The organism is Streptomyces rapamycinicus NRRL 5491 (assembly GCF_024298965.1).
In the GTDB taxonomy this organism is placed as follows: domain Bacteria; phylum Actinomycetota; class Actinomycetes; order Streptomycetales; family Streptomycetaceae; genus Streptomyces; species Streptomyces rapamycinicus.
On sequence record NZ_CP085193.1, the window covers coordinates 5,061,760 to 5,086,108 of the forward strand.

Genomic DNA, 24,349 nt, shown 5'->3' on the forward strand with positions numbered 1-24,349 from the left:
CGTGGCCGACCCGGCTCGGGCAGCCGGGTCAGCCGATGGCCGGGTTCAGGGCGCCATCTCGTCCGGGCAGGGCGTGCCGCGCGGCAGCTGGTACTTGCCCGTTATCCGGTAGACGCCGGGCCGGGGGGCGTGCAGCACCGTCCACTCGTCCTCCGGCTGGCCCTCCTCCCCCCCCACGATCTGCTTGGTGAGGCAGCCCTCGCGGTTGATCGGCAGCCGGTCGTCCTCCCCCTTCGGGGCCCGGACGCTGTGCCCGTCCTTGTCCACCAGGCCCAGCCACGGCGAGTACGGGATGCGGATGAGCACCGGGCCCTTGGCGCGGACCGACAGCACCAGCTGGTCGGCGCCCGCGCGCCGCACGGTGGCGGGCGAGTCGGCGATCTGTGTCGGGTCCTTGACCTCGTACAGCTTCCAGTTCTCGTCCGACCAGACCTGGCGCAGATACGGCAGCTCGGTGCCGAGCAGCTCGGACTCCTTCTCCGCCGCGGTGTCCGGGTCGTCCGCGGGCAGCACCACAAAGTGCACCGCCCAGCGCTTGAGCCATTCGTGGTAGCTGACCGGTGTGAGGGTGTCCTCGCCGTAGAAGATCGGGTTCCGGTCCAGGTCGCGCTGGCGGTTCCAGCCGCGCGCCAGATTGACGTACGGGGCGAGCGCGGAGGATTCGCGGTGGCTGCGCACCGGAACCACCTCGACCCGCCCCCGGTCGGCCTGCTCCCGCTTGAGCCGGTCGACCAGCGGTGCCAGCTCACGGGCCCAGGACGCCGAGGGGGCGGTGTGGATCACGTCGTCGACGGTCTTGACCCCCTGCCACACCGTGACGGTCGCGAGCGCCAGCACCAGGACGGTCCAGCGGCGGCCCGCGCGCGTCGTGCGCAGCTCGGCGCGCGGTGGCTTGCGCACCGCGGGCAGCGCGGCGATCAGCACCACACCGCCGAAGACCATGCCGAGCCGGGAGATATTGGTGCCGATCTGGGAGGGAATCGCCCAGGTGAGCACCACCCCGAGGCAGTAGAGCCCGGCCCCGACCCGCACCGTCGACCAGGTGCGCGGCACACACATCAGCGTGGCGGCACCGGTGATGAACGGCAGGATCACCGACCCGATGCCCATCGGCTGCTCACCGGAGAACGGAAACAGCCACGCCGACAGGCCGACCACCACGGCCGGGGTGATCCCGAGCGCGTACGCGGCGGGGCGCCGCTTGGTCAGCCACAGCCCCGCGGCCACGACGCCCACGAACAGACCGGCCACCGGACTGGACATGGTCGCCAGCGCCGACAGCACGGCGGCCAGGACGAACCGTCCGGTCTTGTGGTGCCAGTGCCGGGAGCGCCACCGCCGGGGCCAGGCGAAGATCACGGCGACGGCCGCGAGCCCGAACATCGCGCCGAGCCCGAAGGTCACCCGGCCCGAGATGGCGTTGCAGGTGAGCGCGAACGCGCCGTACATGGCGGGCCACATCGGCCGCCGTACGGCACGGCTGCGCACCAGCAGCAGCGCGAGCAGCCCGGCGGACAGCGTCCCCGCGACCATCATCGTCGAGCGGACCCCGAGGACCGCCATCAGATATGGCGAGATGACGCTGTACGAGACGGGGTGCATCCCGCCGTACCAGGCCAGGTTGTACGCCAGGTCCGGATGTTGGAGGGCGAACTCCGCCCAGGCGTCCTGCGCGGCGAGGTCACCGCCGCTGTTCGCGAGCAGCGCCACCCACACCAGATGCAGCAGCGCGGCGGCGGCCAGGGCGGCCAGAACCGGATGGCGCAGGGCCGCCGTCCGGGCGCGCTGGAGCAGCCCGGACGAAGCGGCCTGGCGGCTCTCGCGCTCCGCCTCCGCCGGGCCGGTCGGCTCTTCCGGCCAGCGCTGTGTGGGTACGCGTATTCGTGCGGCGGTGCTCTCCTCCGAGCCCCCGCTTTCATCGGCCCGTGTCGGATCCACGGTGGTCACTGCGGCTCTCCCCGTCTTCCCCCGAGGTCTGCCCCATCGTCCTCAACCCCGCGCCGGGTCACTCCGGTTCCGCGGTGGGTCCAGGCCGGGGACCCATCGACGCTAGCACGCTCGGGCGGCCCCGATCCGGCTCGGGCCCCGGCGGCGTTTCGCGCCGGGGCCACTTCCTCTCGTCCCCTCTATCCGACTTCCCTCGCGAGTCAGCCGATACGGGTCAGTTTCGCGCCGAACGACGGCTCGGACAGATCCTTCTGAAGCGCCACCGGCGCCTTGAGCTGTCCGGGGCCCGTGCCCACGGTCACCTCGCCGACGACCGTGCCCGCCTTGGCCGAGTGCGGCACCTTCTCACCGCCGTCGCCGATCTTGATGTCGACCGTCAGACCGGACCAGCCGACCGCCTTCAGATCCTTGGTGGCGACGACCGGCGTGGTGCCGCCGAGGCCGTCGTCGACCTGGCCGACGACATCGCCCTTCTTGATGACCGTGGCCGAGGTGAGGGCGTCCTGCGCGGCGCTGATCAGCTTGTAGCTGTTGGTCTGCGCGAGCTGGAGGCTGGCGTCCAGCGTGGTGGTCGCGCGCTGCTCGAGCACCACACCGAGGATCCGCTGCTTCTTGCCGTCGATCGTCCGCACCGCGCCCCACATCAGCGCACCGCCGGCCGGGGTGGACGAACCGGTCTTGATACCGATCACACCCGGCTTCACCAGCAGATTGTTGTTGTTGTAGATGCGGTCGTCGAGCCCCGGGATATCGGTGTTGGGCGTGGCCACGACCGCCCGGAACGCCTCGGACTGCATCGCCGCCTTCGCCAGCTTCAGCTGGTCGGCGGCGGTGGACTTGGTGGACTCCTTCAGACCGCTGGGGTCGGTGTAGGTGGTGTGCTTCATCCCCAGGCTCTCGGCCGCGTCGTTCATCTTCTTCACGAACGCGTCGAGCGATCCGGCGTCCCAGCGGGCGAGCAGCCGGGCGATGTTGTTGCTGGAGTTGATCAGCAGCAGCTGGAGCAGTTGGTGCTGGGTGAAGGTCTGTCCCTCCTTGACCTCCGCCCGCGACTCGTCGGCGGACTTCGCCTCCTCGGCCGCCTGCGCGTCGATCTTGATCTTCGGACCCTCCGCGTCGCCCTTCAGCGGATGGTCCTTGAGCACCACATAGGCCGTCATGACCTTGGTGACGCTGGCGATCGGCACGGGCTTCTGCTCTCCGGAGGTGCCCAGGCTGCCCACGCCCTCGACCTCGGCGGCCGACTGCCCCTGGTCGGGCCACGGCATGGAGAGCGCCCCGCCGCCGAAGCGGTAGGCGGCGTCCGAGGTGAGCTTCAGCGACGGATCCGGCAGCGGCCGCATCGCCTGGACGACGCCCAGGATGATCACCAGCAGCACGGCCAGCGGCGTCCAGATCTTGACCCGGCGTACCGCCGTCCGCAGCGGCGTCTCGGGCTTGGGCGGCGTATTGGTCAGCTGCGCCAGCAGGTCGAGCGGCGCGGGCTGTTTGCCGTCCGGGGCCAGCGGCGGCAGCGGCTGCTGCTTGGTCCGCTCGGCCTCGGGGACCGCCGCGGGCGGGGCGGCGGGGGCCTTCGGCGCGGCGGGCGGGGCCGCGGGCTTCGGCGGGGCCGGGTCGTCGGGGGACCGCAGTGGGACGAACTTGCTGGTCCGCTCGTTGTCCGACTCGCCGACGGGCTTCTTGCCGGACGCCTTCGCGTCGGACGCCTTGTCGGCCGTCTTGCTGTCGGCGGCCTTGCTGCCGGCCGTCTTGCTGCCGGCCGTCTTGCTGTCGGCGGCCTTGCTGCCGGCCGTCTTGCTGCCGGCCGTCTTGCTGTCAGCCGGGGGGCTGACCGCCTTGAAGGCGGTGGTCGGCTGGTCGACGCCCTTCTTACCGCCCTTGTCGCCCTTACCGGGCTTCTCCGGGAGCACGCCGAAAGCGGCCGTCGGGCGGTCGATCGGCTTGCCGGAGGCGTCGTCGTCCGCGGCGGACGCGGCGGCCTCACCGGACTCGCCCTTGGGCTCGTCCGCCCTGGCCGCTTCCTTCTTCTTGGCCTCGTCCCTCTTGGGCTCGTCCTTCTCGGACTCGTCCTTCTTGTCCTTGCCCTCGGCGTCCGCCTTGGGCTTCACCGTACGGAAGACGGCCGTCCGCTGATCCACCGGCGGCTTCGACGACTCATCGCCGTCCTCATCCGCATCCGCCCCGGCCTCGGAGGCACCCTCAGCCTTCGCGTCGGCGTCCTCCTTCGGCTTCACCGTACGGAAGACGGCCGTCCGCTGATCCACCGGCGGCTTCGACGGCTCGTCACCGTCCTCGTCCGCCCCGGCTTCGGACGCACGCTCAACCTTCGCCTCGGCGTCCGCGTCATCAGAGTCGTCAGCGTCGTCGGAGTCATCGGCGCCGTCCGCACCGTCCTCGTCCGCTTCTGCCTCCGCCTCCGCCTCCGCACCGGGCTCGGCCGCGTCCCCCTTGGGCGATTCGTCCGTCGCACCGGCATCCGCCTCCGGCTCCGCCTTCACCTCCGACACCCCGGAACCTTCACCCTGTTCACTATCGCGAACACCAGAAACCTTCGCTTCGCCCCGGTCGACCGCCGGTGCCTCTGGTTCCGCTTCCGCCTCCGCTTCGGCTTTCGCCTGGGAGGTCACCCCGGGCTCGCCAGGAGCCGATTCCGGCTCCTCGGAACCCGACCGGAGGTCGTCGGACACGACGGCGACCGCCGTCGAGCCCTGGCCCGCCTCCGCTTCGCGCGAGATCGCGAGCCTCGGATCGCTCTCTCCCCTAGCCGTCTCCCCCGACGACTTCTGCTGATCCGACCTGCCGGGGGACTCGCCCGCCACCGATGCCTCCTCGATATGTGTCGCGGGACGCCCTACGCCCCATGGCGTCACGTCCCGCAGCCCAACCTCTACCAGTGTCCTGTGTGTCCGGCACGCGATCGCGCATCGCCACAGCCGGAGAGCGTCTTCAGGTGCCCGCCCACCTGCTAGACGAGAACGACATACCTACTGGTTCCCACCCAAACCCCCCAGGCACTCTCGACAGACCAATGTGAGAGGGGTCACCCTGTCATTCATCCACGCGGGGAGGCATGGATGGGCAGGAGCCGCAGAACAATTCCGGAGGAGCTTCTGCTGCTCGCTTTGGACCCGACCACGGGTACCACGGCGCAGCCGCAGTCGCTTGACCTCGGTCTTGCCGGGGCACAGCTAGTAGAGCTGGCCCTGGCCGGACGGATAGCCCCTGACGGGGATCGTATCGCCGTGGTGCTGCCACGGCCGACCGGAGATCCGACTCTGGACTCCGCGCTGGAGCTGCTGCGCCGACGCGGCAGCCCGGTGCGCGCGGTCCACTGGATCGGCGGGCCCCGACTGGGGCTGCGCCAGACGTACCTCACGCACCTGGAGCGCTGCGGCATGGTGCATGCCGTCGCGGGCCAGATGTGTGGCGTACTGCCGACGACGCGCTACCAGGCGACGGACACGGCGATCAGCCGGGAGATCAGGGCCCGGCTGGACAGCGCGATCCGCACCGGCGTACCGCCGGACCCGCGGACCGCCGCGCTCGCCGCGCTGGCCCACGCGGTCGGACTCGGCAAGCACCTGTATCCCGGGAACGAGGGGCGTTCCTCGCGCTCCAGGCTCCGGGATCTGATCCGGCACGACCCGATGGGCGGTCTCGTGGCGCACGCCGTGATGGACGTGCAGAACGGTGTCGCGGCGCAGCCACGGCGCGCACCGGCCGCGGGACCGGGCCGACAGCCGGGCACGCGCGCCGCGGCGGAGCCCGCGGCCGGCGTTCCGGCCCAGCCGTCCCGTCGCGGGAGCATGGCCCGCGTCGGAGCGCGCTGAGGCCCCTTCGGGGCACCATCGCACCAGTACGCACCACCCAGCCCGTCGAACGCACCAGCAGCCCGTCAGCGGGGCGGCGGACACCGCTCCCGGCACCGTCCGGGGCGGAGCGCCACCGTCCGGCTCCGAGCAGCACCGAGTACCACTGACGCTCCACCGACCGCGCCGCAGTCCCCACTGACCCGGTTCGGGAGCCGCTGAAGCGCGCGGGGTGGTGGGACGGCCGATTTGGACGACCGGCCGTCCCACCGCCCCGCGCGCGCGTTCGCCCACCGTTGTGCGGCCGCCCTTGTGCGGCCATTTCCCAGCGCGGCCCCGTCCGGTAGTGGCAGGCTGCTGAGCAGCATAAATCAGCAGTACGAAGCCGGAGGTGCACGTCCCGTGACATCGAACGTCGGCCCCACTGTCCGGCGACGCCGGTTGGGCCAGGAACTGCGCAGGCTCCGCCAGGAGAAGGGCATGACGGCGGAGGAGGTGGCGGAGGAGCTGATGGTCTCCCAGTCGAAGATCAGCCGACTGGAGAACGGGCGCCGCAGCATCAGCCAGCGCGATGTGCGCGACCTGTGCCGCACCTACAAGGTGGAGGACAAGGCGCTGGTCGATTCCCTGATGCAAATGGCGAAGGAGTCGCGCCAGCAGGGCTGGTGGAACGCGTTCGGCGACGTGCCGTACAGCGTCTACATCGGCTTCGAGACGGACGCGGCGTCGCTGCGGGTCTACGAACCCCAGGTGATGCCCGGCCTCTTGCAGACCCCGGAGTACGCGGAGGCGGTGATCAGCGGCGCCCTGCCGGAGGCTCCTCAGGACCAGATCGCCCAGCGGGTGCAGGTCCGGCTCAGGCGCCAGGAGCGGATCACCGACCCGCTGGCCCCGCTGCGGCTGTGGGCGGTCGTGGACGAGGCGGCGATGCGGCGGGTGGTCGGCAATTCCAAGATCATGAGCGATCAGCTGGACTATCTGGTTCGGATGAGCCACGAGCCCCATGTGACGGTGCAGGCGCTGCCCTTCGACATGGGGTCGCATCCGGGGATGAGCGGTCAGTTCACCATCCTGGAGTTCTCGGACGAGTCGGACACCAGCGTCGTCTATCTCGAGGGCGTCACCAGCGACCTGTATCTGGAGAAGCTCAGCGATGTGCAGAGCTACAGCATGATGTACGAGCATCTGCGAGCCCAGGCGCTGAACGCGGACCAGAGCCGCCAGTTCATCACCGAGATGGCCCAGGAGCACGCCCGCAGGCACCAGGAGGAGAGCGAGGCGGCTCCGGCGGACTGAGGGGGGACGGAAACGCTCCGGCGCGAACGGCGAAGGGCGGAGGTTACACCTCCGCGCCTCGCCCCGGAAGGGGCCGCGGGAATATGCCACCCGGTCGAGTGAATGGCCCGCTTTCCAGACGATGTTGCCGAGTAACGTCGGTGACGCCCCCAATCGAGGGTGCGTCTCATCTTCACAATGCATCGGAGCAATCGTGTCCATTCAGCAGGGAAAGACGAGCATGTGGGTGAAATCCTCGTACTCGGCCGGAAACGGCGCTTGCGTGGAAATCTCCTCCCCGGTCATCAGCGAGATCGCCGTGCGCGACTCCAAGGACCCGCAGGGACCGACACTCAGCTTCGCCCCCGCATCGTGGTCGGCCTTTGTGTCCGACGTCAGCCGAGGCGCCTTCGACCTCGGCTGATCTCCGCAACATCCGGCCGCGCCAGCGCGGTCGGCGGCGCGGAGCGCCAAGCCCGCATCCGAGCCCTCTCGACCGGTCGCCGTCCCTGCCGAGAGGGCTCTTGCCGTTTCCGGCGCTTTCCCGCACCGCCGCTTCAGCGGAGTTCCGCCACGTATTGGTCCGTACCGGGAATCGTCGGAATGAACGGCGCCATGAATTCCACCCGGCCGAGACCGGCAGCGGCCACTTCACCGTCCAGACCGGTGAAACAGGGCTCCCAGCATTCCCGGGGATCGGACTCCAGGAACCAGAGCAGGGTCAGCCGGGTGTCGACCCCCTCGACCTGCTTCACATACGACATCCGGTCCGAGGGCAGCGGGGTCGGCCGGAAGACCGTCACCATCGCGGCGGGCGAGCCCGCGAGCCGGCGCGGCAGATGTCTGGATCGGAGCCATGCGAGCAGTTCCTCCCGCTGCTCGGGGCCCTCGCTCTCGATCACCTCCAGCGCCAGCCCGGCGTAGGGGTGGTCCAGCGCGTGGTGGTCGCGCGGTCCGGCCGCCCCGTCCCGGTAGACGGTGGCCTCGTGGTCCTGGAAGGCCGTGAAGACGTGCGTACGGTCCTGGTAGACCCGCCCGTCCCGCAGGAGCCGCTTGTTGATGCCGACCGTCCACCGCATGTGGTCCGCGTAGCGCCCCTCGGTGAGCCAGTAGACGGAGAGGTAGCAGCCGGCGGTCACCGGCTGGGCGATCGCCGATTTCCCGGGGTAGCGCAGCAGTTGCAGCTCACGGGTGGCGACCCAGCGGCGGCCCGCGTACATCCAGGGCATGGCCATCGCGCCCGCGATGAAGTGGTCGTCCTCGTACCAGCGGTTGTAGGCGTACTCATGGCCCGGGTGCGGCTCGACCAGGGTGATCAGGGCGTGGCCCGGACGCACCCCGTACGGGCCGACGGAGGCCAGTTCCGCGTACGCGTCGCTCGTCATGTCCCTCAGGTGTAGCTGACGTGACGTCAGTTGGGGAGGGGTGCGTACGAATCAAGTGCGCGGAATCGGACGGCGAAACGGGGCCGACGGCGCTCTGGCCATCTCACGGCCGCGCCCCTAACCTGACGCGACGCCAGATACGGGGACGCCAGATACGGGAGGGACCGCCATGCCGCTGCAGGGCAAGACCGTCGTCGTCTCCGGGGTCGGACCCGGGCTGGGAGCCCGGGTGGTGGCCGCGTGTGTCCGGGACGGGGCCCGGGTGGTGCTGGGGGCGCGGACCGAGGAGCGGCTGCCGAAGGTGGCGGAGGAGGTCGATCCGGGCGGTGAGCGCACCGCCTGGCGGCCCACCGACATCGCGGACGAGGCGCAGTGCGAGGCGCTGGCCGCGCTCGCCCTCGACCGCTTCGGCCGGATCGACGCCGTCGTCCATGTGGCCGCGCTGGACAGCCACTTCGGCGGGCTGGAGGACGCCGACTTCGCCTCCTGGGCCCGGGTGGTGGACATCAATCTGCTGGGGACGCTCCGGATGACCCGCGCCTGTCTGCCCGCGCTGAAGCGGAACGGCGGCTCGGTCGTGCTGATCGGCACCCAGTCGTCGTCCGCCGCCCCCACCGAGCTGCGCCAGACCGCCTACGCCGCCTCCAAGGGCGCGCTGACCTCCGCCATGTACGCGCTCGCGCGTGAGCTGGGTCCGCACCGGATACGGGTCAACACCGTGCAGCCCGGCTGGATGTGGGGGCCGCCGGTGCAGGCGTACGTGACCTTCACCGCGCAGACCGAGGGCGTGGGCGAGGCCGAGGTGCTGGGCCGGCTCACCGACCGGATGGCCCTGCCCGAGCTGGCGACGGACGGCGATGTGGCGGAGGCCGCGGCGTTCCTGGCCTCCGACCGGGCCCGGGCGATCACCGGACAGTCGCTGCTGGTGAACGCCGGTGAACTGATGCGTTAGCGCGACTCCTGTCCGGCCTTTCGGGATCCCGCTCCCGTGCGACCCGGCGATCGGTGGGCGTGCGTCTGACGAAGTGCCCGCCCATCGTGGGCGCACAGACATGCGAACGACAACGCCCCGTCAGGTCAAGAAAGCGTAAATTCGTTCTTCTTTCTGATCTGCGTTCACATTCGTGACCTATAGAACCCTTGACCGGTCACCCGAGCGAGCGGTTCAATCCCGGAAGTACCCCGCTCCCGCTCGGGGGAACCGCCCATGACGAACGTCGCGGCGAAGTGCGCTCCCGTTCATATGGCGGACCCCTGGGAGGGGACATGAACAGTCTCGACTGGGTTGTACTGATCGGCTACTTCGGTGTCATGGTCGGCATCGGCCTCTGGTCCCACAAGCGTGTGGACAACGTCAGCGACTTCTTCACCGCGGGCGGCAAGATGCCCTGGTGGCTGTCCGGGATCTCGCACCACATGTCCGGCTACAGCGCCGTGATGTTCACGGGATACGCGGCCATCGCCTACCAATACGGCATCACCTCCTATGTCACCTGGTCCTTCCCCATCGCCATCGGCATCGCGATCGGCGCCAACCTCTTCGCGCCGCGCCTGAACCGGGTGCGCAGCAAACTCAGGGTGGCCTCGCCGCTCGAATATCTGAAGAACCGCTACAACCTGCCCACACAGCAGGCGCTGGCCTGGTCCGGGGTGCTGTTGAAGATCGTGGACGTGGGTGCCAAGTGGGCGGCCATCGCCACCCTGCTCTCCATCTTCACCGGTGTCTCGCTCAACCAGGGCATCCTGATCACGGGCGCGGTCACCGCCGTCTACTGCACCGTCGGCGGGCTGTGGGCCGACGCGCTCACCGAACTCGGCCAGTTCATCATCCAGTTCGTGGCGGGCATCTCGATGCTGATCGCCGTACTCCACGAGCTGGACGGCTTCAGCACCTTCTGGACCGTCTGGGACGACCTCCCCGACACCCACCACCAGCCGACCGTCGGCCCGTACACCCTGGTCTTCCTGCTCGCGTACCTCTTCATCAAGACCTTCGAGTACAACGGCGGCATGTGGAACCAGGCGCAGCGCTATATGGCGACCGACAGCGCCCACTCCGCCAAGCGCTCGGCCCGGCTGTCGGCCATCCTGTGGTTCGTCTGGCCGCTGGTGCTGTTCTTCCCCATGTGGGTCGCGCCGCTGATCATCAAGACGGACAAGCCCGCCGACTCGTACGCCGAGATGGCCGAACACCTGCTGCCGCACGGTCTGCTGGGCCTGGTGATCGTCGGCTTCTTCTCGCACACCATGGCGATGTGCTCCTCGGACGCCAACGCGATCGCGGCCGTGGTGACCCGGGACATCATGCCCGCCATCTTCAAGTCCGTACGGGAATGGTCCTCCCGCACCGGGCTGCTCGCGGCCCGCTACACCACGCTGCTCTTCCTCGCCCTGTCGATGGCCATCGCCACCCAGGTCAACTCGGACTTCTTCGGGGACATCATCACCGTCGTGATCAAGTGGGTCGCCGGGCTCATGGGCCCGATCGCGATCCCGTTGATGCTCGGCATGCTGCACACCTTCCGCAAGTCGGGTCCGACGGCGGCGCTGACCAGCTGGGCCATGGGTCTGATCGCCTTCTACCTGGTCAATTACCCGATCAACGACGCGATCGACGGAGGCGTGAACCTGGAGTACCAGATCTCCGTCCCGCTCGCGGTCTCGCTCGTGCTCTTCATCGTCATCGGCTACCTCAAGCCGGAGGACACCCCGGAGCGCGATGCCATCCTCGCCTCGCTCAACTCGGATGACGACGGGCCGGGTTCTGCGAGTGCCGCGCTGTCGGTGCCGGAACAGGGCGACACCGACGGCCGCAAGTCGGTCGCGGGCGCCACTGACTGACGCCTTCCGCGCGGCGGCCATGACCCGGGCCGCCGGTCACCACCCTGTGCGGGGTGACCGGCGGCCCGGTTCTGTCTGTTCGTCGGTGCGCGCCGTACATCGGTGCGCACCGTCTATTGGGGCGCGCCGTCTATTGGGGCGCACCCTCCATCGGGGCGCACGGTCTATTGATGCGCGCGGGCCGTCAGGTCGCACTGCATGAGGCGGGTGTCGATCCAGCGTCCGTGCTTGTGGCCGACCCCGGCCAGCAGGCCCGCCGGGCGGAAGCCGAAGCGCCGGTGCAGGGCGGCCGAGGCATCGCTGCCGGAGTCGGCGATGACCGCGACGACCTGCCGTACGCCCGCCTCGGCACAGCGGGTGAGCAGGGCGTCGAGCAGCGCGGCCCCGAGCCCCCCGCCGGTCCGCCCGGGGGCGAGGTAGATGGCGTCCTCGGCGGTGTGGCGGTAGGCGGGCTTGGGCCGCCAGGGCCCGGCGTAGGCGTATCCGGCGACCGTGAGGCCGTCATTCCCGGGGGCCGTAAGGCCGCCCTGCACCGGCACTCCGGGGGCCTTACGGCCGTCGTCGACCTCGGCGACCAGGAACGGCAGCCCCCGGTCGGCCAGCTCCGCGAGCCGCCGCGCCCAGTCCTCGACGGTGGGTGGGGTCTCCTCGAAGGTGACGACGGTCTCCATGACGTAGTGACCGAAGATCGCGGCGATGGCGTCCAGGTCGGCGTGGGTGGCATCACGTATGACGGCGGTGGAGGCAGGCACCGGGCCACCTTACGGCCGACAGTTCCCGGCGGGGCGGAAGCGGAACGCGGGGATGGGGTGGCGATGAGGAGATCCCTCCTGTCCAGGCAACCTTTTGCTCACCTGCGGTTCGCATCCGGAACGTACTATGGTCGGCCGTCCGAGCCCGCCCGCCACCGAACGCACCAACCGCACCGACCGCACCACCCGGACCCGACTCGCCCCGCCCCCACCGAGCCGCCGTCCTCAGGGACCCCTGGAGCCCCCGTGACCGCCACCCAGACGATCACCGACTCCCGGATCCACCGGGTCCGCGCCCTCGTACTGCGCCGACCGGTCCTGTGCGCGGCGGTCTTCTGCCTGCTCTCCTTCACCGGGTTCTGGATCGCGCAGCGTGCCGCCCAGGTGTCGATGGTCGATCTGCTGGTCTATCGCGCCGAGGGATGGACCGTACGCGATGCGATGGATCTGTACGACATGCGGGCGACTGAGCACAATCTCCCCAATACCTATCCACCGTTCGCGGCCCTGCTCTTCACCCCGCTGACCGTGCTGAGCACAGGCGTCCTGCGGACCTTCGGGACGGCCGTCAATCTCGTCCTGATGGTCGCCGTGGCCCATCTGTCGCTGCGGCTGGTCGGACTGCCCGCGCGGGTGCCGCGACCGGCCGCCGTCCTGGCCCTGGCCGCCGTCGGGGTGTGGTGCGAGCCGGTGTGGACGACCCTGCGCTACGGGCAGATCAATCTGCTGGTCACGGCGCTGGTGCTATGGGATCTGACCCGCCGGGCCGGCCACCGCTGGGCGGGGGTCGGGACGGGCATCGCCACCGGGATCAAGCTCACCCCGGGGCTCTTCGTGGTCTTCCTGGGGCTCGCCGGGCTCCTCCTCGGCCTCCGGCGGCTGCGGGCGGCCCGAGGGCGCGCCGGGCCCGGAGGCGGTCCGCCGCCACGGCGTCTCCCGAACGACCATCTGCGGCGCGCGGCCGTCGCGACCGCCGCCTTCGTCCTTACGGTCGCGTTCTCGGCCCTGGCGCTGCCGCATGACTCCCGGCGCTTCTGGACCGAGGTCGTCTTCGCGACCGACCGCCCCGGCGATGTCGAGGGCGCGGGCAACCAGAATCTCAAGGGCGCCCTCGCCCGTGTGCTGCACACCCCCGACCCGGGTATGTGGTGGCTCGCGGCGGCCGCGCTGGTCGGCTTGGTGGGCCTGGCCACGGCGGTGGCCGCCCAGCTGACCGACGACGGCCACCTGCCGAACGCCCGCGCCTGGGCCGCCCTGACCTGCGCGGTGACCGCCCTCATGGTCAGCCCGGTCTCCTGGTCGCACCACTGGGTGTGGGCCGTCCCGATGGTCCCGCTGCTCGCGGTGGAGGCGGTGCGGCGGCGCACGGCGGCCTGGACGGCCTGGACGGTGGTGACCGGGCTGCTGTTCTGCTCCTTCATGGTCTGGTACGCGCCCCACAGTCGGCCGGCCCGGGTGGAGCTCCACCAGAACCCCGCCCAGATGCTGCTCACCGCCGTCTATCCGCTGCTCGGCGTCGCCTTCCTGGGCGTGGCCGGGTATCTGACCGTGCGCGCCGTAAGGCGTCCATGGCGTCCCTGGGAGGGCATCGGGACCCTGGGACGGCAGCGGACGGACGCGGCGCGGCGGCGGCCGGAGCGGACCTACGCGCGCGGGTAGCGGGTGAGCCAGGCCGGGGAGGAGCTGCCGGGGCCGTGCAGGGCCGGGCCCTGGGTCATCTCCATGGCGAAGTCGTCGGCCAGTTCCAGGATCGTGCCGCGCCCCTCGACTTCCGCCAGCCAGGCGGGCGGCAGCGCCGTCTCACCGTGCAGCGCGCCCAGCAGATTGCCGCAGACGGCCGCCGTGGAGTCGCTGTCCCCGCCGTGGTTGACCGCGAGCAGCAGCCCATGACGGACGTCCTCGGCGACCAGTGCGCAGTACAGGCCCATCGCCAGCGCCTCCTCACCGGTCCAGCCCTCGCCGAGCGAGGCGACGCGGTCGGGGGTCGGCAGGCCCTGCCGTACGGCGCCGAGGGCGTGCCGCAGCGCGTTCGTGGTCTCGTCGTGGCCGGGGCGGGTGGCCAGATGGGCGAGGGCGCGCTGGACGGCTCCGTCCAGCGCCTCGCCGCGCGCCAGGCCGTGCACGATGAGGGCGAAGGCACCGGCCGAGAGGTAGCCGGTGGGGTGGCCGTGGGTCTGGGCGGCGCACTCGATGGCCAGTTGGAAGACCAGCTGCGGCTCCCAGCCCACCAGCAGTCCGAAGGGCGCGGAGCGCATCACGGCGCCGCATCCCTTGGAGTCGGGGTTCTTGGGCCGCTCCAGGGTGCCCATGGTCTCGTCGGCGAGCCCGGTGATACAGGCCCGGCCCGGGGACCGCTGGGCGTACAGCCACTCCTCGCGGGCCAGCCAGCCGGCGTCCTTACGGCGCTCATCGGGGCCCCAGTCGCGCTGGGTGGAGTACCAGCGGCGGTGGGCGGAGTGGATGTCGGTGGGCGGGTGCCAGGCCCCGGTGTCGCGGCGCACCTGCGCCCGTATCAGTCCATCCACGGTGAACAGCGTCATCTGGGTGTCGTCGGTGACCCGTCCGCGGCCGCCATAGGCGGGCAGGAAGTCCGTCACGCCCTCGGGTCCGTGTGCCGCCCTGATCTCGTCCAGGGAGGCGAACTCCACGGCCGCCCCCAGCGCGTCCCCGATGGCCCCGCCGAGCAGACAGCCGCGCACCCGGCTGCGGAAGTCCTGCTGTTCGGCGCGGCCCCATACGCCGGTCGCTGCGCTGGCGGTTGCGGTCACGACCTATGCCTCTTTTCTTCGCTGCGTGAATGGCCCTGAACTGTCTTCGAACTGTAATGGACACCTAATGATCGCCTCTTGGCCGCCGCGGATTGTGAAGGCGTCATCACGGAGAAGACGACGGACGGTCGCATTCCGAGAATGCGAATTCCCTCACCGAATGTCGGCCGCGCGCCGAAAGCCCTTATCCGAGCGCCGTCCGGCCGGGCTCCAGACTCGCCAGGAGCTCGGCGAGCGGCGCGCGGAGGGCAGCGAGCGGGGTGGGGTCGGCCCCGGGTATCCGGGCGAGCTCGTCCAGTGCGCGCAGGGCGACGTCGACGATCTGCCAGTACGGCCGGGCGGCGGGCAGCTCCGCCACGAGACGCTCCGCCCCGGCCCCGTCCCCGAGGGCGGCCCTGCTGATGATCGGAGCGGCCGCCCGGGCCGCTGCGTCCCAGTGGCTGTCGTGCTCCTCCAGGAGCGCTTCGAAAGCGGCCCACGGCCCACGCGCCTCGACGAGACCGGCCGCGTGGCTCACCAGCATCGCGTGCTCGAAGGCGATGTCGAGGTCCTGGCCGTCCAGGGCCGCCGCCCGTTCGATGTCCGTGGCGGCCTCGGCGTACCGGCCCGCCAGGCGGTGGCACCTGGCCCTGGACTCCAGCGCGAGCAGGCCGTCGGGGCCGATCTCGAGCGACCGGTCCAGATCGGCGAGGGCGGCCCCGTCGTCGCCCAGGCGCAGCCGCAGGGCACCCCGGTTCGCCAGCACCCACGCGTCGTCGGGAGAGGCGGAGGCGGCGGTGTCGAAATCCGCCAGGGCTTCGCCGAGCAGACCGATGTGCTCATACGTCTGCCCCCGGCGGACCAGCGCGAAGACATACGACGGCTCGATCTCGATGGCCCGCCCGAAGTCCGCCAGCGCCTCCTGGAAGCGGTCCGTCATCCGGTGTGCCTCACCGCGCTCGGCGAGCACGGCCTGGTCCTCGGGCCGGGCCGCCAGGCACTGGTCGGCCGCGTCGATCGCCTCCTCGTAACGCGCCAGGTTGCGGAGGGCGTGGACGTGCCCGAACGCGGCGTAGTCGGCACCGAGTTCGAGGGCCCGTTCACAGTCCGCGAGCGCCTCCTCGTCCCGCCCCAGAAAGCGGTAGGTCCCGGCCCGCTCCGCGTAGATCCAGGACCATTCGGGAGTGATCTCCACCGCCCGCGCGAAATCCGCCAGCGCTTTCTCGTAGTCCTCCATGGCGTGGTGGACCTGAGCGCGGGTCCCCACCGTCCATGCGCTCTCGTGCAGGTCGAAGGAGCGATTGAGGTCCGCCAGGCTTTCCTCGTACCGTCCGAGAAGGCGATACGTCTCGCCGCGCCGGGCGAGCGGCCAGGGAAAGTCGGGATCCAGTGCCACGGCGCGGTCGAAGCTCTCCAGCGCCTGCTCGTAGAGCTCCCTGTCGAGGTGCACGCTCCCCCGGGCGGCAAGAGCACGCACACAGTCGGCGTCCAGCTCCAGCGCTCGCTCCGCGTCCGCCAGCGCCCCTTCCAGCTCGTTCATGTCCGCGCGGACCATGCCGCGGAGCCCGAGCGCCATGGACACGGCCCGCTGGTCCGACCCGACCTCGTCCAGCAGCCGCGTCGCGTTGTCGACCAGGTCGCCCCTCGTGGACTCCGCGAGAAGCCGGTCGCCCCAGGCGGCCACGGACCCGCTGCCGGAATCCCGGCCCGCCTCCACGAGCATCTGCCTCCAGCGGTGCTCCCACGACACCGACGCGTAGTCGATATACGCGCACACATACGCGCGCAGCTCCTCGCGCAGGGCCTCCTCCGGAGTCGCGCACAGCCGGTGGTAAGCCTCCTCGAGCCGATAGTCCAGCCACCGCTCGTGCTCCCACTTCTCGTCGCCCTCCAGCGTCTCCTCGATCTGCCGCTGCCATCGCGCGAACGCCTCGGCCAGCCGGAGGTGACGGGCGCTCCACGCCTGCGGGGACTGGTTGCGCTGGAGCCGCAGCATGGCGGTGCGGACGACCTGGTGGTAGCCGCAGCGGCCGGAGCCGTCGGCCACGAACGGGAGCGAGCGGAGCCAGCCGTAGAGGTCGGCCGCCTCCTCATCCACCGCGGCCGCGAACACGTCCTCGTCCAGGCGCCGGGGCAGGGCCGCGGCCAGGGCGGCCGAGCGGTGGGTCTCGTCGCTCACCCACTTCAGGAAGCGCTCCACGGCGGTGCCGGAGGGGTCGCCGACGGCCTCGGGGGTGGTGGGCCGCGCCTCGGCCAGCATGGACACCAGTACCGGCAGCCCTCCGGTGAGCCGGAGGACGACCTCGATCACCTGCTCGTCGTCCACGCCCTTGGACGTCAGGAGCTGCCGGGCCTCCGCCTCCGTGAAGGGCACCAGGGGGAGGTCGGCGACGAGGTCGGCGTAGTCGGCCCAGCAGCGCGGGGCGAGCATGCCCTGTCCGGCCAGCGTCACCACCGCGTTGGCCGGGAGCGAGCCGTAGCGGCCCTCGAACATCACATCGCGCAGCCACAGGTCGAGCAGCGGACCAGTGCGCTCATAGGTGTCGAAGAACCACACCATCCAGGGCACGGACGCGGCCACCTCGCCCACGTCCTTCAGGAACGCGGGGGTGAGGGCGTCCAGAGGGGACATCACCAGGTCCACGTCGTCATGGCTGCGGAGGCGGGCACTGAGCTTGGCCCGCGCCCGGTCGGCGGCCTGGGCGACCCGGTCCGGCTCCGCCGCCCCGGCGAGCGCCCCGACGCCCGGCACCATGCCGAGCCCGATCAGCCCCGCCCGGGCGACGAACGCGCTCGACGCGGACGGCCGGGGCTCCCCCGCCGCCCCCTCCGAAGGCTGCGGCGCGGGCTGCTGCGCCGCCGCATCGGCCTCGTGGCGCCGCTGCCGGTAGGTCGCCAGCAGCTTGTCGAAGGACTTCAGCGGATGGCCCGCTTGCGCGAACTGGGCGCTGATGGCCGCCATCACCTCGGGGACGCTGTTCACCGACTCGTCCACCGAGGCGGTGAGCGCCCGGTGCTCCCGCGCGGTGTTCTCGAGCTGCCGCAGCAGCGTCGTCTTGCCCACCCCGGCGTCGCCGCGCACATGGAACAGGAAGTGGTGCGCGGCGTCCTCGGGCGGCACGGTGAAGTTCTCCCGGAACGCGGCCAGCTCCTGCCGCCGCCCCACGAACCGGCGCCGCTGCCGGATCAGCTCCCGAATCGTCGGACGCCGCTCTGCCATGGGTGCCCCTTCCCCCGCTTCCCCTGGCAGCGTATCCACGCGGCGCGCCCGCGAACCGTGCGGCGGGGTCAGTCAGTCCCCCAGCACCGGGAGCAGCTCCGGCAGATGGCCGTCCGAGGCGAGGGCGGCGGCCCGGCGGTCCTCGGGGACGGGGCCGTAGGTGGTGGTGCGGGGGCGAGCCGGGCGGCCGGCCAGCTCGGCGATGCCCACCAGGTCCTGGATGGAGCGGTAGGAGCCGTAGGAGGAGCCCGCCATACGGGAGATGGTCTCCTCCATAAGGGTGCCGCCCAGGTCGTTGGCACCGGAGCGGAGCATCTCGGCGGCGCCCTCCGTGCCCAGCTTCACCCAGCTGGTCTGGATGTTGGGGATGTGGGGGTGGAGCAGGATCCGCGCCATGGCCGTGACGGCGCGGTTGTCGCGGGTGGTGGGGCCGGGGCGGGCGATACCGGCGAGGTAGACGGGGGCGTTGGTGTGGATGAAGGGGAGGGTGACGAATTCGGTGAAGCCGCCCGTCTCCTGCTGGATCTCGGCGAGCAGCCGCAGATGGGCCAGCCAGTGGCGGGGCTGGTCCACATGGCCGTACATCATCGTGGACGAGGACCGGATGCCCAGCTCATGCGCCGTCTTGACGACCTCGACCCAGGTGGCCGTCGGCAGCTTGCCCTTGGTGAGGACCCAGCGCACCTCGTCGTCCAGGATCTCGGCGGCCGTGCCGGGGATGGTGTCCAGGCCCGCCTCGCGCGCCGCCGTCAGCCATTCGCGGATGGACATGCCCGTACGGGTCGCGCCGTTGACGACCTCCATCGGGGAGAAGGCGTGGACATGCATCCCGGGCACGCGCTCCTTGACGGCGCGTGCGATGTCGAAGTACGCGGTGCCGGGCAGATCCGGGTGGATGCCGCCCTGCATGCACACCTCCACCGCGCCCACGTCCCACGCCTGCTGGGCGCGGTCGGCGACCTGGTTCAGGGAGAGGGTGTAGGCGTCGGCGTCGGTGCGGCGCTGGGCGAAGGCGCAGAAGCGGCAGCCGGTGTAGCAGACATTGGTGAAGTTGATGTTCCTGGTGACGATGTAGGTGACGTCGTCGCCGACGGTCGCCCGGCGCAGATCGTCGGCGATGCGGCACAGGGCGTCCAGCGCCGGGCCCTCGGCGTGGAGCAGGGCCAGCGCCTCGGGGTCGGTCAGCCGGGTCGGGTCGTCGGCGGCCCGGGCCAGCGCGGTCTTGACGTCGGTGTCGATACGGGACGGTGCCATACCGGGGGCGGCGGCCTCCCGCAGCGCCTCCCAGTCGCCGTAGACCTCGTCGAAGTCCTCACGGCGGTCACCGGTGCGGCCCTCGGTGTCGATGGCACGGTGCAGATCGGTGCGGCCGGAGGCGCTGAACGCCTCGTCGGGCTCCTGCCAGGGCAGCCCGGTGGGGATCGCGTCCTCGCGGGCCAGGCCGGTCTCGGGGTCGGCGAGGGCGGTCACATGCGGCAGCAGCCGGGGGTCCAGCCAGGGCTCACCGCGCTGGACGTACTCGGGGTAGACCGCGAGCCGTTCGCGCAGCCGGAAGCCGGCGGCCGCGGAGCGCTCGGCCAACTCGTCCACCTGCGGCCAGGGGCGCTCGGGGTTGACGTGGTCCGGGGTGAGCGGGGAGACGCCGCCCCAGTCGTCGATACCGGCCCCGATCAGCTGCTCGTACTCCGCGTCCACCAGGTTGGGCGGCGCCTGGATGCAGGCGGACGGGCCCAGGATGTGGCGGGCGACGGCGACGGTGGCCACCAGGTCGTCCAGCTCCGCGTCCGGCATCCCGCGCATGGCGGTGTCCGGCTTGGCGCGGAAGTTCTGGACGATGACTTCCTGGATGCCGTGGTACGAGCGGGAGACGCGGCGCAGCGCGAACAGCGACTCGGCCCGCTCCTCATGGTTCTCGCCGATCCCGATCAGCAGCCCGCTGGTGAACGGGACGGAGCTGCGCCCGGCGTCCTCCAGAACCCGCAGCCGCACGGCCGGCTCCTTGTCCGGCGAGCCGTAGTGGGGGCCGCCGGGCTCGCTCCACAGCCGCTCGGCGGTGGTCTCCAGCATCATGCCCATGGAGGGGGCGACCGGCTTGAGCCGCTGGAAGTCGGTCCAGGTCATCGCGCCGGGGTTGAGGTGGGGCAGCAGGCCCGTCTCCTCCAGGATGCGGATCGCCATGGCCCGTACGTACGCGATGGTGTCGTCGTACCCCTCGGCCTCCAGCCATTCGCGTGCCTCGGGCCAGCGGTCCTCGGGGCGGTCGCCGAGCGTGATCAGCGCTTCCTTGCAGCCCATTTCGGCGCCCCGGCGGGCGATGGCCAGGACCTCGTCGGGCGACATGAACATCCCGTGACCCGCGCGGCGCAGCTTGCCGGGGACGGTCGCGAAGGTGCAGTAGTGACACTTGTCCCGGCACAGCCGGGTGAGCGGGATGAAGACGCTGCGCGAGTAGGTGATCACCCCGGGCCGGCCGGCCGCCTCCAGACCCGCGTCGCGGACCCGGGCGGCGGAGGCCATCAGCTCCCGCAGGTCGTCACCGCGCGCCTGGAGCAGCACCGCCGCCTCGGCGGTGTCCAGCGCCACGCCGTCGCGGGCGCGCTTGAGCGCACGGCGCATCGCGTTGGCTGTGGGGGCGGCGGAGCCAGTCGGGGCACCCGGTTCGTTTCCCTGCGCGCTCGTGGTCATCCTCCGAGCATACGAGCGGTGCGGGACACCGCCAGACGGCCCGGGCCTGCGGTTTTGTGGGTCTGATCACGGCGGCCGGGGACCGTGGGCGGGAATACGGCGCGGTGGAACGTGCGGACTACACCCACTGGGCGCCGACGGCCGTCGCCCGGACCGGACTTGGCGGGGGCGCTGATCGCCGGGCGGAAGCGGCGGGGCCGTCTGTTCCCTCTCCGCCATGGAGTTATCCACAGGGCTTTCCGCGCGTGTCACCCACGCGTACAACGGTGTCACGCGGGTGTCGGACGGCACTCTCGACTCTGGGGGGCACCTCATGCAGCGACGCGATGTACTCAGGCTCTCCGCGCTTGCGGGCGCGGCGGGTGTGCTGACACTCGATCCCATGACCTTCACCCAGGCCGACGCGGCGGGCACGGCCGACGGTCCTGAGCAGACCAAGACCCTCAACGGCCATCTGCCCACCGGCGCGCCCGACTTCGTCTACGTACCGGTCGAGGTACCGCGCGGAGTGCGCGAGATCGCCGTGTCGTACTCGTACGACAAGCCGACAGTCCCGGCCGGCACGCAGGGCAACGCCTGCGACATCGGCATCTTCGACGAGCGCGGCACGGAGCTGGGCGGCCGCGGCTTCCGCGGCTGGTCCGGCGGGGCCCGTACGGAGTTCGCCATCAGCGCCGAGGAGGCCACCCCCGGCTATCTGGCGGGGCCGGTCAAGGCGGGCACCTGGCATGTCGTGCTGGGGCCGTACACGGTCGCCCCGCAGGGCCTGGACTACAAGGTCACCGTCACCATGCGGTACGGCGCGCCCGGCACCACGCCGAAGCAGGGGGCACCTCCCGGACGGAGTCTGGGGGCCTTTCCGCCGCAGCGCGCGAAGGGCCGGGGCCGCGCCTGGTACCGGGGCGACTCGCATCTGCACACCGTGCACTCCGACGGCAAGCGCACCCCGGCCGAGCTGGTCGCCGCCGCCCGCGCCGCGGGGCTGGACTTCATCACCACCACCGAGCACAACACCACGTCCGCGCATACCGCGTTCGAGGGTCTGTGGGGCGATGACCTGCTGATCCTCACCGGCGAGGAGATCACCACGCGCAACGGCCATGTGGTCGCCCTCGGCACCGACCCCGGCGTCTTCATCGACTGGCGCTACCGCGCCCGGGACAACCGCTTCGGCCAGTTCGCCCGCAAGGTCCGGCAGGCCGGCGGCCTGGTGATCCCGGCCCATCCGCACGGCACCTGTGTCGGCTGCAACTGGAAATTCGGCTTCAACGAGGCCGACGCGGTCGAGGTGTGGAACGCGGACTTCACCCCCGACGACGAGATCACGATCTCCGAGTGGGACAACACGCTGGTGGCCGCCTCCCGTGGCGACGGCCGCTGGCTGCCCGCCGTCGGCCACAGCGACGCCCACCGCGAGCCCCAGGTCGTCGGCCTGCCCCAGACGGTGGTGCTCGCCGACGACCTCTCCCGCACCGCCATCCAGGAGGGCATCCGGGCCGGCCGCAGCTGGATCGCGGAATCTTCCAAGATCGACCTCACCTTCGAGGCGGTCGGCGGACGCGGCAGGCACGCCGGAATCGGCGAGCGCCTGAAGGTCGGCGGAGCGGAGGAGGTCACGGTCCGCCTGAAGGTCTCCGGCGTGGGCCCGGACTGCTCGGTCCGTTTCATCACCGACCAGGGCCCCCTCTACGGAACGCCGGTCCCCGCCTCCGGCGAGCTCACCGCCGAATGGCGCACGACGGCGTCCTACGCGGCGTACGTCCGCGCCGAGGTCCGCCACGCCCCGGCGGACGGCGGGACATCGGGCATACCGGGCCCGATGGCGGCGATGACGAACCCGATCTGGCTGGGCGAGCGCTGACGGCTCCCCGACCGCGCGGCGGGGCGGGCGGCGTCAGAGGCGGCAGCTGATCTCCATGCCGTCCTCGATGGGGAAGCTGACGTTCTGGTAGCCGTTCGCCGGGTCGCGTACGTAGTCGAGGTACGGCCGCATGGGGCCCTCGAGCTGGTCGATGTCGTCGGCCACCACGAGGGCGCCGGGCCGCAGGCGCGGTTCGAGCATCCGCAGCACGGGCAGGCACAGGTCCTTCCAGCCGTCGAGCAGGACCAGCTCCAGGGGACCCTCGAGACCGGCGAGGGTCTCCCGGGCGTCCCCCTCCAACACGGTGATCAGGTCGTCAAGACCGGTCTCGGTGAAGGTGCGGCGGGCCGCGGCGATCTTCTCCTTGCTCATTTCCGTGGTGACGACGCGCCCGGTGCCGTTGTCCCGCACGGCGGCGGCCAGATGGAGCGTGGAGATCCCGTAGGACATCCCGAACTCGACCACCGTGGCCGGGCGGATGGCGCGCACCAGGTTGTAGAGCAGCTTCCCGCCGTCGGCGGAGATCGGCATATAGATCCCGGCCGCGGCGTCGGCGAGCGCCTGCGGGGCCATTTCCAGCGCGCCGGGCGGCAGCTGGCTCTGGGCGGTCTCGTCCCGCTCGGCCAGCTTGAACATGCGGCTGATGGCGGTCTCGACCCGGGGGTCGGCAAGGGTGTGAGTGAGTGTCATGAGGGCTAGCGTAGACGCTACGTTGCGTCTCGTCTAGCGGATACAGGGCTGCCCCGGCTTGCCGACCGCTGCGAGGTGAGCGCCGGGGCCCGCTTCGGCGCGGTGGAGCACCGTCACCATCAGCGGGTAGCCGCCCTCCTGGTTGAGGCGCTCTCCGATGACGCGGACCTCGTCCTTGTCGTCCCTGAGCGCATTCGGCCCGAGCTGGACGAGCGGATGCGCCACTCACGCGAGGAAGCCCCCTAGGCGGGGCGGAAGGCCGCGCGGACGCGGCGGCCGCCGTCGACCACCAGGTCCGTGCCGGTGATCCAGGACGCCTCGTCCGAGACCAGCCAGCGGACCGCGCGCGCCACGTCCTCCGGTTCGCCGATCCGGGCTAGCGGGAGCGTCGCGGCGATCTCCTGTTCGTCGGGCTCCCAGACGAAGCGGGCCATCTCGGTGCGGACCAGGCCCGGGGAGACGGCGTTGACGCGGACGGCGGGGGCCAGTTCGGCGGCGAGCTGGCGGGTGAGGCGGAGGAGGGCCGTCTTGGTGGTGCCGTAGGCGCCGACGTCCGGGCCGACGCCGTGGGTGCCCTCGGTGCAGATGTTGACGACCGCCCCGCCGTGGTCGCGCATCCAGGCCCGCCAGGCCGCCTGGGCCAGCCGCAGCGGGGCCTCCACGTTGACCGTGAAGGCCGTGCGCCAGGCGAGCGGGTCCACGGCCATCAACGGGCCGAACGGGGTATTGGTGGCGGCGTTGTTGACCAGGATGTCGAGGCGGCCGAACTCGGCGAGGGTGCGGGCCACCGCCGCCGACAGATGGGCCGGGTCGGCCGCGTCCCCCGGGCAGCCGATGGCGCGCGGGCCGAGGCAGCGTACGGCGTCGGCCAGCCCCTTATGGTCCCGCGCCGTGACGCACACCGCCGCACCGTCCGCCGTCAGCGCCTGCGCCACGGCGAGCCCGATGCCCCGTGAACCACCCGTGACCAGGGCGGCCCGGCCGGTGAGGGAGCCCGGTCCGGCGGGTCCGCCGGAGGCGGTGGGTCCGGCGGAGGCGGTGGGTCCGGCGGAGGCGGTGGGTCCGGCGGAGGCGGTGGGTCCGCCTGGCCCAGACCCCTCACGCCCGCCGGACCCGGCCGCCGCGTGCGTCACCGCC

General features: G+C 71.4%; 17 protein-coding genes. 7 read left to right on the plus strand and 10 right to left on the minus strand.

Annotated elements, in window-relative coordinates; translation table 11 throughout:
• Positions 1–45: 45 nt before the first annotated feature.
• Both LIV37_RS20940 and LIV37_RS20945 read right to left on the minus strand, forming a co-directional pair.
• On the minus strand, positions 46–1,947 hold the full coding sequence (locus LIV37_RS20940; protein WP_121824679.1) for an MFS transporter: 1,902 nt from the start codon (positions 1,945–1,947) through the stop codon (positions 46–48).
• Positions 1,948–2,147: 200 nt separating this feature from the next.
• On the minus strand, positions 2,148–4,454 hold the full coding sequence (locus LIV37_RS20945) for a hypothetical protein (protein WP_020869119.1): 2,307 nt from the start codon (positions 4,452–4,454) through the stop codon (positions 2,148–2,150).
• A 567-nt stretch (positions 4,455–5,021) separates the two neighbouring features.
• On the opposite strand from LIV37_RS20945, the gene LIV37_RS20950 reads away from it, so the two are divergent.
• The 3 genes from LIV37_RS20950 (at position 5,022) to LIV37_RS20960 (ending at position 7,455) form a co-directional block, all read left to right on the plus strand.
• On the plus strand, positions 5,022–5,777 hold the full coding sequence (locus tag LIV37_RS20950; RefSeq protein WP_121824677.1) for a GOLPH3/VPS74 family protein: 756 nt from the start codon (positions 5,022–5,024) through the stop codon (positions 5,775–5,777).
• 381 nt (positions 5,778–6,158) lie between these two features.
• Complete coding sequence (locus LIV37_RS20955) at positions 6,159–7,052, plus strand: helix-turn-helix domain-containing protein (protein ID WP_121824676.1); 894 nt, start codon at positions 6,159–6,161, stop codon at positions 7,050–7,052.
• A 193-nt stretch (positions 7,053–7,245) separates the two neighbouring features.
• Complete coding sequence (locus LIV37_RS20960; protein WP_075200332.1) at positions 7,246–7,455, plus strand: DUF397 domain-containing protein; 210 nt, start codon at positions 7,246–7,248, stop codon at positions 7,453–7,455.
• Between the two features lie 133 nt (positions 7,456–7,588).
• On the opposite strand, the gene LIV37_RS20965 is transcribed toward LIV37_RS20960, so the two are convergent.
• Positions 7,589–8,416 (minus strand): hypothetical protein, encoded by an 828-nt coding sequence (locus LIV37_RS20965; protein WP_020869123.1) that lies wholly within the window; start codon positions 8,414–8,416, stop codon positions 7,589–7,591.
• A gap of 169 nt (positions 8,417–8,585) precedes the next feature.
• Here LIV37_RS20965 and LIV37_RS20970 point away from each other — a divergent pair, with 169 nt between their 5' ends.
• Positions 8,586–9,368 (plus strand): SDR family oxidoreductase, encoded by a 783-nt coding sequence (locus LIV37_RS20970; RefSeq protein ID WP_020869124.1) that lies wholly within the window; start codon positions 8,586–8,588, stop codon positions 9,366–9,368.
• Between the two features lie 314 nt (positions 9,369–9,682).
• The gene (locus LIV37_RS20975) at positions 9,683–11,257 is read left to right on the plus strand and encodes a sodium:solute symporter family protein (RefSeq protein ID WP_020869125.1); all 1,575 of its coding nucleotides are present in this window, start codon (positions 9,683–9,685) and stop codon (positions 11,255–11,257) included.
• Between the two features lie 164 nt (positions 11,258–11,421).
• Here the strand turns inward: LIV37_RS20975 and LIV37_RS20980 are convergent, their stop codons facing one another.
• Positions 11,422–12,009 (minus strand): GNAT family N-acetyltransferase, encoded by a 588-nt coding sequence (locus tag LIV37_RS20980; protein WP_020869126.1) that lies wholly within the window; start codon positions 12,007–12,009, stop codon positions 11,422–11,424.
• Between the two features lie 246 nt (positions 12,010–12,255).
• On the opposite strand from LIV37_RS20980, the gene LIV37_RS20985 reads away from it, so the two are divergent.
• A complete protein-coding gene (locus LIV37_RS20985) occupies positions 12,256–13,668 on the plus strand; it encodes a glycosyltransferase 87 family protein (RefSeq protein WP_020869127.1) in 1,413 nt (470 codons plus the stop codon).
• Here the strand turns inward: LIV37_RS20985 and LIV37_RS20990 are convergent.
• The 3 genes from LIV37_RS20990 to LIV37_RS21000 all read right to left on the minus strand — a co-directional run bounded on the left by LIV37_RS20990 (position 13,653) and on the right by LIV37_RS21000 (position 20,661).
• Entirely contained in the window at positions 13,653–14,777 is a 1,125-nt protein-coding gene (locus LIV37_RS20990) for an ADP-ribosylglycohydrolase family protein (protein WP_020869128.1), read from the minus strand. The genes LIV37_RS20985 and LIV37_RS20990 overlap by 16 nt on opposite strands.
• 184 nt (positions 14,778–14,961) lie before the next feature.
• Positions 14,962–17,976 (minus strand): tetratricopeptide repeat protein, encoded by a 3,015-nt coding sequence (locus LIV37_RS20995; RefSeq protein WP_121824675.1) that lies wholly within the window; start codon positions 17,974–17,976, stop codon positions 14,962–14,964.
• Between the two features lie 72 nt (positions 17,977–18,048).
• On the minus strand, positions 18,049–20,661 hold the full coding sequence (locus tag LIV37_RS21000) for a bifunctional FO biosynthesis protein CofGH (protein ID WP_020869129.1): 2,613 nt from the start codon (positions 20,659–20,661) through the stop codon (positions 18,049–18,051).
• Between the two features lie 313 nt (positions 20,662–20,974).
• Here LIV37_RS21000 and LIV37_RS21005 point away from each other — a divergent pair, with 313 nt between their 5' ends.
• The gene (locus LIV37_RS21005; protein WP_121825351.1) at positions 20,975–22,522 is read left to right on the plus strand and encodes a CehA/McbA family metallohydrolase; all 1,548 of its coding nucleotides are present in this window, start codon (positions 20,975–20,977) and stop codon (positions 22,520–22,522) included.
• Between the two features lie 33 nt (positions 22,523–22,555).
• On the opposite strand, the gene LIV37_RS21010 is transcribed toward LIV37_RS21005, so the two are convergent.
• The 3 genes from LIV37_RS21010 to LIV37_RS21020 are packed head-to-tail and all read right to left on the minus strand — an operon-like array spanning position 22,556 to position 24,345.
• On the minus strand, positions 22,556–23,212 hold the full coding sequence (locus tag LIV37_RS21010) for an O-methyltransferase (RefSeq protein ID WP_020869131.1): 657 nt from the start codon (positions 23,210–23,212) through the stop codon (positions 22,556–22,558).
• A 33-nt stretch (positions 23,213–23,245) separates the two neighbouring features.
• On the minus strand, positions 23,246–23,437 hold the full coding sequence (locus LIV37_RS21015; RefSeq protein ID WP_148717814.1) for a hypothetical protein: 192 nt from the start codon (positions 23,435–23,437) through the stop codon (positions 23,246–23,248).
• 17 nt (positions 23,438–23,454) lie between these two features.
• Complete coding sequence (locus LIV37_RS21020; RefSeq protein ID WP_020869133.1) at positions 23,455–24,345, minus strand: SDR family oxidoreductase; 891 nt, start codon at positions 24,343–24,345, stop codon at positions 23,455–23,457.
• Between the last annotated feature and the right edge of the window lie 4 nt (positions 24,346–24,349).